Annotated in this window: 11 protein-coding genes; 8 read left to right on the top strand and 3 right to left on the bottom strand. The window is 38.1% G+C overall.

Annotated features, from left to right (window positions below):
• Window positions 1-90: 90 nt before the first annotated feature.
• From EWM59_RS28200 to EWM59_RS06450, 3 genes are all read left to right on the top strand, one after another.
• Complete coding sequence (locus EWM59_RS28200) at window positions 91-2,415, top strand: ChbG/HpnK family deacetylase (RefSeq protein ID WP_207219944.1); 2,325 nt, start codon at window positions 91-93, stop codon at window positions 2,413-2,415.
• 316 nt (window positions 2,416-2,731) lie between these two features.
• Window positions 2,732-8,836, top strand: coding sequence for an FG-GAP-like repeat-containing protein (locus tag EWM59_RS06455; RefSeq protein WP_165372120.1), 6,105 nt, complete (start codon window positions 2,732-2,734; stop codon window positions 8,834-8,836).
• A 152-nt stretch (window positions 8,837-8,988) separates the two neighbouring features.
• The gene (locus EWM59_RS06450; RefSeq protein WP_130020129.1) at window positions 8,989-10,638 is read left to right on the top strand and encodes an amidase; all 1,650 of its coding nucleotides are present in this window, start codon (window positions 8,989-8,991) and stop codon (window positions 10,636-10,638) included.
• Between the two features lie 2 nt (window positions 10,639-10,640).
• Here the strand turns inward: EWM59_RS06450 and EWM59_RS06445 are convergent, their stop codons facing one another.
• Complete coding sequence (locus tag EWM59_RS06445) at window positions 10,641-11,990, bottom strand: BatD family protein (protein WP_165372119.1); 1,350 nt, start codon at window positions 11,988-11,990, stop codon at window positions 10,641-10,643.
• Window positions 11,991-12,036: 46 nt separating this feature from the next.
• Between EWM59_RS06445 and EWM59_RS06440 the strand changes: the two genes are divergently transcribed.
• The gene (locus EWM59_RS06440) at window positions 12,037-13,056 is read left to right on the top strand and encodes a WD40/YVTN/BNR-like repeat-containing protein (RefSeq protein ID WP_165372118.1); all 1,020 of its coding nucleotides are present in this window, start codon (window positions 12,037-12,039) and stop codon (window positions 13,054-13,056) included.
• A gap of 25 nt (window positions 13,057-13,081) precedes the next feature.
• Here the strand turns inward: EWM59_RS06440 and EWM59_RS06435 are convergent, their stop codons facing one another.
• Window positions 13,082-13,432 (bottom strand): DUF6249 domain-containing protein, encoded by a 351-nt coding sequence (locus EWM59_RS06435; protein WP_130020126.1) that lies wholly within the window; start codon window positions 13,430-13,432, stop codon window positions 13,082-13,084.
• 136 nt (window positions 13,433-13,568) lie between these two features.
• On the opposite strand from EWM59_RS06435, the gene EWM59_RS06430 reads away from it, so the two are divergent.
• Window positions 13,569-14,144 carry an RNA polymerase sigma factor gene (locus EWM59_RS06430; protein WP_165372117.1) on the top strand — a complete coding sequence of 192 codons (576 nt, stop codon included), beginning with the start codon at window positions 13,569-13,571 and terminating at the stop codon, window positions 14,142-14,144.
• Between the two features lie 40 nt (window positions 14,145-14,184).
• The gene (locus EWM59_RS06425) at window positions 14,185-14,688 is read left to right on the top strand and encodes a hypothetical protein (RefSeq protein WP_130020124.1); all 504 of its coding nucleotides are present in this window, start codon (window positions 14,185-14,187) and stop codon (window positions 14,686-14,688) included.
• Here the strand turns inward: EWM59_RS06425 and EWM59_RS06420 are convergent.
• A complete protein-coding gene (locus EWM59_RS06420; protein ID WP_130020123.1) occupies window positions 14,680-15,123 on the bottom strand; it encodes a GNAT family N-acetyltransferase in 444 nt (147 codons plus the stop codon). The genes EWM59_RS06425 and EWM59_RS06420 overlap by 9 nt on opposite strands.
• A gap of 61 nt (window positions 15,124-15,184) precedes the next feature.
• Here EWM59_RS06420 and EWM59_RS28360 point away from each other — a divergent pair, with 61 nt between their 5' ends.
• Together EWM59_RS28360 and rpmB are read left to right on the top strand one after the other, a co-directional pair.
• Window positions 15,185-15,355, top strand: a complete 171-nt coding sequence (locus EWM59_RS28360; RefSeq protein WP_165372116.1) for a C1orf53 family protein — start codon at window positions 15,185-15,187, stop codon at window positions 15,353-15,355.
• Between the two features lie 90 nt (window positions 15,356-15,445).
• Window positions 15,446-15,685, top strand: coding sequence for a 50S ribosomal protein L28 (rpmB, locus tag EWM59_RS06415; protein ID WP_116985525.1), 240 nt, complete (start codon window positions 15,446-15,448; stop codon window positions 15,683-15,685).
• Window positions 15,686-15,717: the final 32 nt, after the last annotated feature.

Genomic DNA, 15,717 nt, shown 5'->3' with positions numbered 1-15,717 from the left:
GATTACATAGAAATTATGAAAGTATTCAGATAATCTTTATCTTTCATCAATTTTTCAACCTTATACCATTAACCTATTCAACCGATACAGATGAAAAAAACATTTCTTCTTCTTCTATTAAGTGTTTATGTATTTGCCCAGAAAACTACTTCTCTTCCCCGGAGTACACCCGAAGCAGAAGGCGTATCAAGTGAAAGTATCAATCAGTTTTTAGAAGCTGCGTCTAAAAGCAAGCATGAGTTTCATAGTTTTATGATTGTGCGTCATGGCAAGGTAATATCAGAGGGCTGGTGGAACCCTTACAGAGCAGATTTAAAACATACGATGTATTCTTGCAGTAAAAGTTTTACAGCTACTGCTGTAGGTTTTGCTGTGGCTGAAAAAAAGCTGACAGTCAACGATAAAGTTATTTCTTTTTTCCCCGATGATTTACCCAAAACTGTAAGCCCCAATCTGGCTGAACTTAAAGTAAAAGATTTATTGAGTATGAGTGCCGGACAAGTGCCAGACCCAACCGGGCCGGTTGTTATGAGCGATAACTGGGTAAAAACTTTTCTGAGTACACCAATTGTAAATGCTCCCGGTACAAAATTCTTATACAATTCGGTAGCGACTTATATGCTCTCGGCCATTGTACAGAAAGTAACCGGAGAAAAAATAGTTGATTATCTGAAACCAAGATTGTTTGACCCCTTGGGCATTGAAGGCATAGACTGGGAGGTTGATCCGCACGGCATTAATACAGGAGGCTGGGGGTTGCGAGTAAAAACCGAAGATATGGCAAAATTCGGGCAATTATTTTTGCAAAAAGGAATGTGGAAAGGCAAACAGATATTGCCTGCTTCATGGATAGAGGAAGCATCAAGCATGAAAATCATGCAAGACCCCAATGCGCCACAAGCCAAAAAAGATTCAAGTGATTGGTTGCAGGGTTATTGCTACCAGATGTGGCGTTGCCGGAATAATGCTTACAGAGGTGACGGTGCCAACGGACAGTTTATTATTGTAATGCCTGATCAAGATGCGGTGGTTTTATTAACGGCCGAAGCACCAGATATGCAATCGGAGATTAATCTGGTATGGAAATACATACTTCCTGCTTTTAAACCTAAAAAACTGCCTGCTAATCAGAAAGCATTAGCAAGTTTGAAAGGGCGAATAAGTCAGTTAGCCTTGAATGTCCCTCAAAAAAATGCAAGTTCTACTTTAGAAAGCAAGATTTCGGGCACAACATTTGGAGTAATAGCTAAGGATAGAGGGCTTGAAAGTATAAGCCTTGATTTTAAAAATAATATTTGCTATTTAAGTTTAAAAACCGATTCAACTACGCATCGTATTCCGTTCGGTTCGGGTAAATGGGAGTATAGCGAAACAACAAAATTCGGCCCTTATTTAGTGGCAAGAGCAAAAGCTAACCGAAGTAACCTGCCCCCTTTTAAAGTAGCAGGCAGTTATACCTGGAAAGATGATAATAACTTAGAACTAACCCTCCGGTATATTGAAAGCCCACATACTGAAACAATCAAATGTACCTTTGACGGCGATAAGGTTGCTGTAGAGTTTGCAAATATTTTCAGCAAATCGAGCAAAAATGGTGTTTTGAGAAAAAATCTGACAAATCCGCCTAAACTTATTGTAAGGGGTGACGATATGGGTTTTTCTCATTCGGGAAATGAGGCACTGATAAAATGCTATAAAGAAGGGATTGAGACCTCAATTGAGGTAATTGTACCTTCTCCCTGGTTTCCTGAGGCAGTTAAATTACTGGAACAAAACAAGACAATTGATGTAGGATTACATTTTGCGATTACGGCAGAATGGGATAATATAAAATGGCGACCATTGACTGATGTCCCGAGTTTAAGAAACAAAGATGGCTATTTTTATCCGATGCTTTTCCATAACAACAATTATCCGCAACAGGCGGTGATGGATAATGCCTGGAAATTGGCCGATGTAGAAAAAGAACTCAGGGCGCAGATAGAAATGGCACTGAAATATATTCCACGTCTCAGCCATATTTCAGGCCATATGGGTAGTACGGCCTTTTCACCGGAAGTAAAAGAAATGACGAAACGGGTAGCTAAAGAGTATAATCTGACTATGATTGATACAGATTCTGGTATTAACTACACCGGATTTGATTTCAGAAATAAAACTACCGAAGAACGCATTCAGGCTTTTATTGCTATGTTAGATAAACTGGAGGAGGGCAAAACCTATGTATATGTAGAACACCCGGGCCTCGATAATGATGAACTAAGGGCTATTTATCATATTGGATATGAAGATGTTGCCAAAGGACGCCAGGATGTAACCCATATTTTTACCAGTGATAAAGTGAAAGAAGCCATTGAGCAGAAAGGTATTCAACTGGTAAGCTATAAAGATGTGATTAAAGCAATGAAGCAATAAGTTGCCTGTTTTTATGGTGTTATTTACTCATAAAAAGCCGATTCTGTGTTCAGAGTTGGCTTTTTTTATAAGGGATTGGGTTATGATAAGCGGATTATTAAGTGAGTTGTTTTTTCAGAATTATACTCCGAATTATTATTATGTAAATATTCGCTGGGCTGTGAATAATTTTTTGATAATATTACGATAAATAGAGATATTTGCCCCACTTTATTATAGCCTTTAGAACTAAAAACAAACTAACATTACTTATGAACAAATCTTTACATTAATGACTAAAATAAGAGTTCTCATTTTAACTGTGTTGACAAGTTTAATGCTTGCAACAACTGTGGCTTCACAAAACATAAAAACTAACCAGGCTCGCCCCAATTCTACTCTCATTACACCAACTGTCACACTAAGTAGTACGACTACAAACGTTTCAGAGAACGGAGGAATAGCTACTATTACTGCTACTTTATCTGCTGCCACAAATAAAGATGTATATATTGATTTTTCAATAGGAGGTACCTCAACTAATAAGGTAGATTATAAGATTACTTTTCCACATTATGCACAACCCAAGGTTGTAGCAGGTGGTAACGGGGAGGGCTCTGCCTCTAATCAACTTTATATCCCATCTGGTATTTTTGTTGATAATCAAAAAAAAGTCTATGTTGCTGATGCAGGAAATAGCCGTATACAAAAATGGGCTTATGGTGCAACAACCGGACAAACCCATCTTTCATCAGGAGTAACAGGAATTTTTATTGATAGCCTGGGAAATACCTATGTGGCTGATAGATATAATCATCGCGTTCAGAAATGGACTCCCGGTGCGAGCGTAGGGGTAACTGTAGCTGGAGGAAACGGACAAGGAACCGCAGCAAATCAATTGACCTATCCACAAAGTGTTTATGTTGACAAAACAGGAAATGTATTTGTCAATGACAGAGGTAATGCCCGTATCCAGAAATGGGCGCCCGGAGCCTCGGTCGGAACTACTATTATGGGGGTGAATCGTAAAGTTTTTGATATAAACTTTACACCTATGGATATATATGGCGATAAGGTAGGAAATATATACGTAGGAGATTATATCGGAACTCATTCAAGAATACTTAAGTGGAACGCTTCTTCAAATACTGTTGAAGAACTTATAGGTCTTGAGAACCCTAATAACTATCCTGACAATCCCATTCAATACGTAACAGGAATACATGTTGATGATGAAGGCAATATTTTTATTTGCGATGGTTCTTTATTGCAAGTTCGCATGTTTAAACCTAATTCTAAAACGCCAATAATATTAGTAGAACAAGGGAATAACAACATCAACGAACCGACCGATATATTTGTAGATAAAGATGGGAATGTTTACTGCTCTAATTATATGTATAATGATGTAAGAAGATTTCAATTTTCACCCCAGATATATATTCCTGCCGGGCAAACAACCGGAACACTCACTGTAACTGGGATTAATGATCTGACAGATGAGTTTAATGAGACCGTAATTTTAACGCCAACCGCTACTAATGCGACCTTATATTCTGCTACGCCGCTTTCATTGACTATCATTGATGATGACCCGGAACCGACTTTAAACTTTAATTTGGCTCAGACCACTATTAATGAAGAGGCATCAGCCGTTGATGTAATTCTCTCATTAAGCCGAAAATCAGCTAAGGATATTAGGTTTAAATTCAGTATCGGTGGAACAGCTATTAATGGAGTCGATTATACACTAAGTAGCGATTCAATAGCAATAGCCGCCGGAGATTCATTGGCTGCACTTACTATTACGCCTGTCAATGACAATTTAGTAGAGGTATTAGAGTCAATACAGTTAGGTATTAGCTCGTCTATAAATTTATCTACTGTTTATCCTACGCTCACAGCTTATATTAGTTCTGAAGATACACCATCAGTTGCTTTATCGGCTTCCTTAGCAAGTTTTTCAGAGGCATCGGGCCAGTCAACAATCACAGCTACTTTAGATGCGCCTACTTCAAGAGAAGTGGTAGTAAATATTGCATTGACAGGAACTGCCATCAGAAATACAGATTATCAGGTTGTTTATGCCACCAGTGGTACCTCAGCAACACCGCAGATTGTTATTCCGGCCGGACAAACTACCGGAACTCTATTAATAAAGGGTTTAGATGATTTAACAGATGAATTTGACGAGTCTGTTATATTAACACCTACTGCAACTAATGCTACAATCGGTACACCTACTACTTTAACATTAACTATTGTAAGTGACGATTCGCCACCTGTATTAAGTTTTTCTTTACCTCAGACAACAATTAACGAAGAGTCAGCAGGGGCCGATGTAACGGTATCATTAAGTAGAGTGTCTGCCAAGAATATTGGCTTTAAACTCATGACAAGCGGAACCGCTATTAAGGGTACAGATTACACCTTAAGTAGCGATTCGCTGGTAATACCTGCAGGGCAATCTTACGCTACTTTTAAAATTATTCCTATAAATGATACTATTGTAGAAATTGCTGAGACTATTCAATTAGGTATCAGCTCATCAGTAAATGTGTCTACTGTTTATCCAACCCTTACTGCTTATATTAGCTCTGAAGATAAGCCATCTATGGTATTAACTGCTTCGGCTAATAGTTTCACCGAAGTAGGGGGTACTTCTACTATCAAAGCTACTCTGAGTTCGCCTACTTCACGGGATATAATAGTAAACATTGATTTATCAGGAACTGCTCAATATAATACTGATTATCTGGTTACACTTACGACCAATGGAACTGCGGCTGCCCCTCAAATGATTATTCCGGCAGGACAAACATCTGTAAGCGATAGTATAAAAGTAAAAGGAATAGAAGATTGGCTGAATGAAACCGATGAAAGTATTATTCTGACACCTACCTCTGCCAATGCTATATTCCCTAATGGTGCGCTGACACTTACCATTAAAGAAAACCGGATTCAACTGACTCAACAAGCCACGCCTTTTCCGGCTTTAACCGAAAGTGCTATTTCATGGGGAGATTATGACAGAGACGGAGACCAGGATTTAGCCATTATGGGTACAAGTCTGGCAACAGGTAATGTAACAAGGATATACAGGAATGATAACGGAGTATTTGTGAATACAAATCAGAATCTGTTTAAACTTAGAAATGGGGACATTCAATGGGTGGATATTAATAAAGACGGATACCTTGATTTAATTGTCAGTGGTATTGGTTCAGAAAACAATACGACTGTACGAAAAACAATTCTTTACATAAGCGACCAGGGCAATACTTTTACGGCCACCTCAGATATTAATGTTGTCGGATTATCTTATACCAAACTGGCATTCGGCGATTTAGACAATGACGGAGATCTGGATTTGGCTATCTTAGGTAAAAACGAGTCTAATCAATCGTTGTTTTATTTGTATGAAAAACTGGACAATCAATTAAAATATCAGATAATTTCTGATTTTAATCCGGGGGTTAATATCAGTGCCATTGTGGATGGAGATTTAAAAGTAGCTGACTTTGATTTGGATGGTGACAACGATATTATATTCAAGGGAGGATACATACGAAACTCCTATAATGAAACAGGCGACTTTGGTTTTGCTTTAAGCTATACAGACCTTCGTTATGAAGTAAGTAAGGTATTTAATGACACAAGCCCTCTTACCATTATGGGTTTAGGGGCAACAGGTGGTAGCAACCCGAATTTTGGTGCAAATACTTATTTGTCTTTTCTCACGGGCAACGTAGCCCGAAAAAATGGTGCTATTGCCGCCGGGGACTTTAATAATGATGGATTGACGGATATATTGGTCAGTGGAGAAAATGCTGCTGCCACAGGTCAGTCACAATTGTATTATCAGAAAAGTAACGGAAGTTTCGAACTTTCAGATATAGCACTGGCAGCCCTGCGTAATTCTACTGCTGACTGGGTGGATTACGATGTTGATGGAGATTTGGACTTAATTATGACGGGTATTCATGCCACTAACGGACAGACCACGGTCTTGTATAAAAATGATGCAGGTGTAAAGCATAATCAGGCACCAGCTGCGCCAACTAATCTTACTGTGACAGATTTAGGCAATGGGTTTGTGAAGCTAAGTTGGGATAAACCCTCGGACGACTATTCAACATTTTTGGGATATAATATCCGCCTGGGTACAAGCCCCGGTGGTACCGAATTATCGAACCCACAAAGTAATTTGCAGAATGGGTCAAGATTAATCACGGCTATTCCGCCTATTTATACCAATAGTTATATTACTCAATTAAGTCCGGGCAAATACTATTGGTCTGTACAGGCAATCGACCAGGGTTTTCAGGGTTCACCTTTTGCGGCTGAACAAATCTATATTTTACAATATGACTGGAAATTGATTAATCAGAGGGGAATTGTGAACAGGAGTATTAATGGGGTAGATAAGCCTAAATTAACGCTTCTTGATATTGATAACGACAAAGATTTAGATTTAATACTTGGCTCAAGCTACAACAGACAAGCCTATCTGTTTGATGATAAAATATATCGTCCGGCATCTTTAAATATTGGTTTTGGTGGTATTGAGAATCTGGTAGAAGGAGATATTAATAATGATGGTCTGACAGATGTGGTGATTAATTCCACAGATAAAATTCTTCGGGTGTATTTTAATACAGGCGGTAATTTTAGTCAGGTATATACTGTCTCTGCCACAGGCTTGATTAATACCAAACTTAAACTGGTTGATATGGACAACGATGGCCTGATGGATATTATGATGGCCGGAATTACCTCAACTGATGATAATGGTGTGCCTAAGTTTTATAGAATGGAATGGCAGGGGATTGGTAGTAATTTTGTTTTTAGTGATTTATCTTCTCAGATAGCTTCTCTGAAATATGCTTCTTATGACTTCGGAGATTTCAATAAGGATAAGAAAATAGATTTTGTAACATCCGGTTATGATGAAAATGAGGGACTAAAAAGTATTTTATACCAGAATACAACTATTGCCGATTCGACATTGACACTGACACCAACTACTAACGAATTTGTTCCGGTTAATCAGGGTACGACCGATTTGGTTGACTATGACGGAGATGGAGACCTGGATATAATATTTACGGGTATGATAGCTTCGGGGCCTGATGTGTTTCAGGTGTATGAAAATCAACTGGTTGGAGAAAATGCCACTTTTGTACCTCATACCATTAATATCGGTTCGTTGAGAAATGCCAAAATAAGATTCGGAGATTTTAACGGAGATGGTTTACTGGATATATTCTACACAGGTTTCAGAGATGGAGTTGGTAAGGTAACCGGACTGGCACAATATAATGCTACTACCAAAAATTATGAGGCCAGTACCTTTAATTATGGAAACCTGACCGATGCTGAATTTGCCTTTGGTGATATTGAAAACGATGGCGATTTAGATATGATACTGACGGGTAATGATGTGAGTAATGCAAGTAATACGATTTTCAGAGCTTTATTAAATGTTCAGAACGAATCGGCCAGTGTAAATACCAACAGTCTTGTAAATGCAGAAGGATTTGTGAGTGAATCGGAAATAATGAAGACAACCCTTGCAGCATCAGAAACTTATAGATTTAATACTGCGCCAAGTATTCCCAAAACCAAGTCACTTAAATTACTTACGGTTGCTAACAAAAAAATATTAGAATTTGCCTGGTTGGCAGCTACTGATGATAATACACCTGTATCGGGCCTAAGCTATAATTTAAGAATTGGTAAAACCACTGCGGGTGATGAAATTCTGGCGGCTAATGCAGGGGTAAATGGTGTCAGGAAAATTGCAGGAAAAGGTAATACCGAACACAATTTATCATGGAATATAAAAATGCTGCCTAATGGTACCTATTACTGGTCTGTACAGGCAATTGATGCTTCGTTTATCGGGTCGGCGTTTACAACACCACAGAAGTTTGAGATTATTAACGGACAATTGAAAACCTATCAGGCACCAGTAGTAAGTAATAGCACTTTTACTACCTCTGAAACCATAGCTGTTAATACAGTAGTTGGAAAAGTTCAGGCAACCGACCCTGAGAATGACCCATTAACTTATCAAATTGTAGCTGGCAACAACAATAACTGGTTTGAAATTAATGCCACAGGTCAGATTATCTTGAAAAATAAGTCTGCTGTTTTTCCAAATCCTATTATTTTGGAGGTAAAAGTTAAAGATGGACTAAATGAAGTAACGGCAACAATTACGATTAAATTCTGTGAAACCAATTTTACTGTTACCCAAAACCTGATTAGTGTTACCAAAAGTTATCAATCAACCAGTTCAATTCAGGCGGCTAATAAGATTACCGGGGCGAGTGTGGTAAGTTATGAAGCCAAGAAATCAGTTTTACTGAGTCCGGGATTTATGGCTGATAAAGGAGTTGCTTTTAGTGCTTTAATTAATGGAGGTTGTACTAATTAATCAACTTAAGCAGTAAAAAAATAACAGAATGGGTAAAATGCTGAGAGGTATTTTACCCATTTTTTTTGAGGATTCAGGAAAGATAATCAGATATTGAACAAAATGAGTATATTGGTACCTCATACCTTTTCAACAACACTACTACTCCAATCATGAAAAAAATTGTTCTACCAGTTGCCTGTATTGTTTCATTAGGCTTAGGTGCCTTTATTACTAAAATAGTTGATAGCCCTCCGATTACAGTTGAAGTAATTAATCAGGCTGAAAAAATTTTAGGCTTGGATTTTAATGATGCTGAAGCTGATTCGATGATTAATGATTTGAATGATAACCGGAAAGATTTTGAGAGTATCAGGAAAATATCATTAGACAATAGTGTTGCCCCCGCTTTGTACTTTAATCCACTGCCTGTGGGTTTTGAGTTTGAAAAAACTTATTTACCTTTTAAAGCCTCTCAGATTGGGGTAGTTAATTTACCTGCTAACCGTGATGATTTAGCCTATTTTTCAGTAAGAGAATTAGCTGAATTGATTCGTGCCAAAAAGATTTCTTCTGTTGAACTCACCAGATTTTTTATTGAAAGATTAAAAAAGTACGATACCAAACTGCATTATGCCATTACTATTACGGAGGATTTAGCTTTGAAACAAGCAGCGCAAGCTGATAGTGAAATAAAGGCAGGTAAGTATAAAGGCATATTGCATGGCATTCCGTATGGAGCGAAAGATTTACTGGCAGTAAAAGGATATAAAACAACCTGGGGTTCGGTGCCTTATAAGGACCAGATAATTGACCAGGATGCAGTGGTAATTCAGAGATTAGCCAAAGCGGGTGCGGTACTTTGTGCCAAACTGACCTTAGGTGAATTAGCAATGGGAGATGTATGGTTTGGTGGTAAAACCTTAAATCCCTGGGACTTAAAAAGGGGGTCGAGTGGGTCTTCAGCCGGATCGGCTTCGTCGGTGGCAGCCGGATTATTACCTTTTGCCATTGGTAGCGAAACGCTGGGCTCAATTGTTTCTCCTTCTACCGAGTGTGGTACAACCGGATTACGTCCAACCTATGGTAGGGTTCCTCGTACAGGTGCTATGACCCTAAGCTGGAGCATGGATAAACTGGGACCGATATGCCGTACAGTAGAAGATTGTGCGATTGTGTTTAATACAATTCAGGGAATAGATGGGCAGGATTTCACCTGTATAAAAGCACCTTTTAATTATGACGGCACAAAAGGTCTGAAAGGTGTAAAAATTGCTTACCTGAAAAGTGATTTTGAAAAAAAGTATCCGACAAAAAGCATAGATTCGCTTAGTCTGATAGTTTTACAGAAATTAGGAGCGGAGTTAATTTCATTAGAATTGCCTGATTTGCCCTCATACGATATTAGTTTTCTGCTCGGCGTAGAGGCTGCCGCTGCTTTCGATGAACTGACACGTTCGGGTAAGGATGATATGCTGGTTCGCCAGAATAAAAATGCCTGGCCTAATGCTTTCCGTTCAGCAAGATTTATCCCGGCGGTAGAGTATATTCAGGCTAATAGGCACCGTACCCTGTTGATTCAGGAAATGGAACGTCGCTTAAAAGGAATTGATGTGTATCTGTCACCCTCATTCGGAAGAAACCTGACATTAACCAACCTTACCGGGCATCCTTGTGTGGTGTTACCCAATGGATTCAGAGCGGAGGGTCGCCCTACCAGTATTACTTTTATGGGGAAATTATTCGGAGAAGCCAAGTTATTACAGGTGGCTAAAGCCTATCAGGATGCCACAGATTTTCATAAAAAACATCCGGCACTCTAAATTTATTTTGCCCGCCGTCTCCAGCTAAACAGATATAAACAACCCATAATCATGCACACTATCAGGAGGTTTGAAATATTTTTAACTACTTCCTGATAATTTGTCTGAATAACCGAAGTATCGAGTTTATCGATGCCTGCAAATATATCTTCTGAGGCATCAGACTCTTTGTTGGTAATGGCTTTACCTAAAACCTTTATTTTTAATTTCGATTTGAGTGTATCGTAGGTTTTGGTTTTGGTATTGAAATAGACCCAATAGAAATATTTATCTAAGGTATGCTGTCCCGAGTCTTTGGGAACTATGCGATAACGAAACTCTTTTTCTCTTAGGGTTAAATCGTTGTTATGTACCTCCCGGATTTCTGGTGGATAAAAATCAAAGAAGCTATCATTAACAGGCGAAGAAACATTAACTGTTGAGAAGTTTCCCTGCCCTGAAATCTTGAAACTATAATCGAAACTTTTCCCTGTATTGATTTTTCGGGTTTCAATCTGTTCGGTTAAATTGAAATTCCCAGCTACTACTTTGTCTTTGAGCGGATGGTCAGGCAAACTCAGCACTTTTACAGTAAATGGCTTATTAGAAAAACTAATAGATTCTTTTTCATCACTGTTTTTCCTGCTTTGGTCCATGCGTAATTGTACTTCAGGAATTTTAATGGGCTGACTATTAAGCGGAAAATAGATGGCCTCAAAGATTTTATAAGCTAAAAACTTCTTGCCGTTGATAGTGCGATGTTCTTCTGTGATGTTGGTAATAGTTATTCGCTCTTCCAAACAATCAGGCGACTTTATTTTCTTGGCAATGGCATCTACCTGTGCATTCAAATCATCAGGAAAATCCATTTGCATGGTATTGTTTTCAGCAATATAGAACGCCAATGATACTCTGAATCCCTCACCTTCGTAAACTGTGTTTTTGTCAATGTTTATAGCCAGAAAAGCATTCTCTTTTATGTTTTCCAAGCTGATTACTTCATTGCCATCTTCGTCGTCGTCTTTAGGTGCTGTTACAACAATAGTAGTAGTTTCAGACTCATAGACTTTCCCGTTGACAGTTAGTTCAAAAGGTGCAATTCTATAAGTTCCCTCTTTGTTAGGGGTATAATTTTGTGTAATGGTATGAGACTGATTTTTGGTATGTGTTATTTTTCTATCAGCTTTAGTAAATCCTTGTATTTCGGGAAAGGTGCTTACAATAGATTTATCATTATCTGTTATTACCACACTTATTTCCAGATTTTCATCAATCAGCAGGTTCTTTTTTCCGAAACTTATTTTAACATCTTCTTGTGCATGTGCAAAAAAGCTGAAGCAAAAAAAGAGAAGAGTAGCAAGAAATATGTACATTCGTTGGTTCATCGTACAAAAATAGACACTATTCTGAATGATTAATATGATTACCTTTATTTTTAAGAAAAAACGTTTTTATCTTCTTTTAATTTTATCTATCACTACTGTAGAAGCCCAATGGATAAAGCAAAATGCAGGCACCGATGCTTCTTTTCGGTCTATTTGTGCGGTAAACAATAAGATAGTGTGGGCTGGTGGAACCAAAGGAACTATTCTGAAAACAACCAATGGTGGGCAGCAATGGGAAGTATTACAAGTAGCAGGAGCAGAAGCGTTAGATTTCAGAGATATACATGGGGTAAGTGCAAAGGTGGCTTTTGCCATGAGCGCAGGGGACGCAGATAAAGATGCTGCCAGAATATATAAGACCACAGATGGGGGAAAATCGTGGAGAGTAATTTTTCAGACCTCTGAAAAAGGGGCTTTTTTTGATTCATTTGACTTCTGGAATGAAAAAGAGGGGGTTTTAATTGGAGACCCCATTGATGATAAGCCTTATATCTTACGGACTTTAGATGGAGAAAACTGGCAAAGAGTACCCAAAGAAAAACTTCCACCCGTTAGGAAAGGAGAGGCTTCTTTTGCTTCGAGCGGCACTTGTGTAAAGGCACGAAATAAAAAACTGGCCTGGATTAATACACAAAGCAGGGTATTCTATACAACTGATAAAGGGGAGAACTGGCAGGTGGCAGAGACCCCATTTAAACCAGGTGAAACCTCCGGTATTTTTGGCTTACACTTTTATACGGATAAAGATGGAATAGCCACAGGCGGAGATTATAAAGAAGATAAAAAAGTGTCTGATAATTTAGCCATTACGCATGATGGAGGTAAAACATGGATTTTGACAGAACAGGCAAAACCTGATGGCTTGAAAGAATCGAGTTGGGTATTGACTAATAAAAGCTTGTTGGTAGTTGGTACTTCCGGTACAGGTATTTCGGTAGATATGGGTAAAACATGGAAAGCCGTTGATACGGAAGCTTTCCATGCAATATCCTGTTATAAAGACGACTGTTGGGCGATAGGGGCAAAAGGTAATTTAGCCAAATGGAAAAAATGAGATAGGTCTCAAGCAGGAATTAAAATTAAACCTGTTTGTTCCTTTCATCTAATTTTAATTGTATATAGTAGGAGATGAGTAACCCTAAACCACCAAAGAACATGATTAATGCCGGATATAGTGCCTCTGAACTATCGTCTCTTACACTTTCGATTAAATTAGCTATAAAGATACCCAAACCAACGCCCATAAATAAGCACCCCCAACGTAAAGCCGAGGCAGGATTTACTTTCATGCTTTCTTTTTGTGGTGGGGTAAGGCCTTTTTCAATCATGGCCATTCTTTCTTCATTTTCAAATTTTCTTAAAATAGCCAACAGACTGACAACAGATACTATTGCGGTAACAGGAACAACTAAAGCTACTGGAGTATTCATAATATATTTGTTTTAAGCAGTGAAATAATGTTTGGCGATAGGATGCAGATCTTTGACAGGAGGTTACAGGCTGATAAAAAAAATATTTTTTCTTATAAGGTGTAACGTTTTTTTTTAGACTGCATCTAATGGTATAGTGAACGACGAACAGAAAGATATTATCCTACTTAAACGTATCCAAAGTGGTGATAGATTAGCTTATAAGGAGTTAATCAATCGCCATAAAGACTATGCGTTTACAGTTGCTTTTCGTATATTAAATAGTCGTGAAGATGCAGAAGAAATAGCGCAGGATGCTTTTTTGCAGGTGTACAAAAATATTCATACTTTTAACTTTGAGGCCAAATTTACTACGTGGTTTTATCGGATAGTTTTTAATGCGGCTTTGATGCAGAAACGAAAAAGCCGTATCTTTACTGAAGATATAGAAGCATCACCCCAAGCATCAATGGTTAGTAATCTGAGTGATTCGAGTGAAGATGTCAGAAAAAACGAACGCCAGCAGGCTATCAGGCAGGCAATGCAGCAACTTTCGGCAGATGATGTTTTATTAATAACCTTGTTTTATCTGCAGGAACAATCGTTAGAAGAAATTGCTGCTGTTATAAAAATCAGTGCAGAGACCGCCAAAGTAAAGATTCATCGGGCAAGGAAGCGTCTGGCAGAAGAAATGAGAAAACATTGGAAAGAAGAAGTAAAGAGTTTACTATAGTGACGCAGGAAAGTGCAGAAAGTTTAAAAACGAAAGAGTCATGTTAACAGACGAACAAATATTTGATATTCTTGATGGCTGTGCCGATGCAGAAGTTTTGCAACAGCACACCTATCTTTTAGCTAATTCGGGTGTTTATCAGCAATATTTTAAAGAATTGGAATCTATCCATCTCGATTTGGCACAAATGCCTTTAGAGCATACCTCTGTGAGTTTTACAGAAAATGTTCTGGCAGCTACTCCTGTAGCAAAACCCAAAGTTATCTCAGTAAAGAAGAAAGATTGGAGCCGTAAACTGCCTTATATTTTCTTTGGAACGATGGTAGCAATATTGGTGGTATCTGTTATCATTGCCATATTCTATCAGCCAACTTCTGCAACAGTTCAGCAAGAGCCTAATATATTGATTAAGGAATTAAGTGATTTGTTCTCAAAATACTTTACTCAGTTAGGTATTTTATTGAACCTGATAGTGATGCTGGCTCTATTTGATAAAAAAATACTTCGGCCATATTTTAAACAGCGCAGAATTAGTTTAGGATAACTCCATCAGAAAACTGAATCCATGTTTTTTGAAACCTAAAGATTCATAAAACTGGTGGGCCTGTTCTCGCCGAAGGTTGCTTGAAAGACTCATTTTATAGCAACCTTTTTCTTTGGCATATTGCAGGGCATATGCCATCATTTTTTTCCCGATTCCTTTTCCTTGCAAACCCGGTAACACACCTACGTCCTCTACTACTGCCGATGGAGTGCCCATGTGTGCCATGTTTTCCATGACTAAAAGCGCAAAAGTGCCTACCGCCTCATTATCCATTTCTGCCAGGAAAACATGATAGTCGGGGTATTGACTTTGTTTAATGAAAATCTTTTGCGCTTCTTCTATCGAAAGCACTTTGTTATTGTCTAAAGCTGATGCATAAACATTTAATATAGCAGGTACATCGTCGATAGTTGCTAAACGGATAGTTAAGTTCATGAGGTTTCAGGAAACGTTTATTTGAAAACAAAAGTTAATAGAACAAAAGAGTAATTCAAAATTGGAAAACGGAAAAAATAAAAAAGAAAACATATTTTTGCCATCACTAACACAAGAAGACTATTATATAGAGGGTGGTTTAATGGTTTTTACAGAAATATACCATAAGAAAAGAGAGTATTGCTGTAAGAGCGGCTGTCGGCATTGCCCTTATGGATTCAAAAAAAAGTGATTCATGCTTTTTTATTTCCAAAAAAATTACGAATTTTGCACTCCCGTTTAAGGATTTATCTTTTTTTCATAGAAAATATTATATAAGGCAATGGCAAAGGTTTGTCAAATCACTGGTAAAAGAACGCAAGTCGGTAACAATGTATCGCACGCTAACAATAAAACAAAGCGTAAGTTTTTCCCAAATCTTAAAACCAAGAAATTTTTCTTAGAGTCAGAAGGTGTTTGGGTTTCATTGAAAGTTTCGACTTCAGCCCTTCGTACTATCAACAAAAAAGGCTTAGAAGCTACTTTAGTTGATGCAGCCCGCAAAGGTACATTGGCGTTGTAAGATATAATCTCGTTCGTAGATAAAAAAGCATG

Source organism: Emticicia agri (assembly GCF_004168285.1).
GTDB lineage: Bacteria > Bacteroidota > Bacteroidia > Cytophagales > Spirosomataceae > Emticicia > Emticicia agri.
This window is presented reverse-complemented; position numbering and strand designations above follow the sequence as displayed.

Coding starts and splice junctions, on each gene's coding strand:
- EWM59_RS28200 (WP_207219944.1), top strand. CDS start 91: ATGAAAAAAACATTTCTTCTTCTTCTATTAAGTGTTTATGTATTTGCC.
- EWM59_RS06455 (WP_165372120.1), top strand. CDS start 2,732: ATGCTTGCAACAACTGTGGCTTCACAAAACATAAAAACTAACCAGGCT.
- EWM59_RS06450 (WP_130020129.1), top strand. CDS start 8,989: ATGAAAAAAATTGTTCTACCAGTTGCCTGTATTGTTTCATTAGGCTTA.
- EWM59_RS06445 (WP_165372119.1), bottom strand. CDS start 11,990: ATGTACATATTTCTTGCTACTCTTCTCTTTTTTTGCTTCAGCTTTTTT.
- EWM59_RS06440 (WP_165372118.1), top strand. CDS start 12,037: ATGATTACCTTTATTTTTAAGAAAAAACGTTTTTATCTTCTTTTAATT.
- EWM59_RS06435 (WP_130020126.1), bottom strand. CDS start 13,432: ATGAATACTCCAGTAGCTTTAGTTGTTCCTGTTACCGCAATAGTATCT.
- EWM59_RS06425 (WP_130020124.1), top strand. CDS start 14,185: ATGTTAACAGACGAACAAATATTTGATATTCTTGATGGCTGTGCCGAT.
- EWM59_RS06420 (WP_130020123.1), bottom strand. CDS start 15,123: ATGAACTTAACTATCCGTTTAGCAACTATCGACGATGTACCTGCTATA.
- rpmB (WP_116985525.1), top strand. CDS start 15,446: ATGGCAAAGGTTTGTCAAATCACTGGTAAAAGAACGCAAGTCGGTAAC.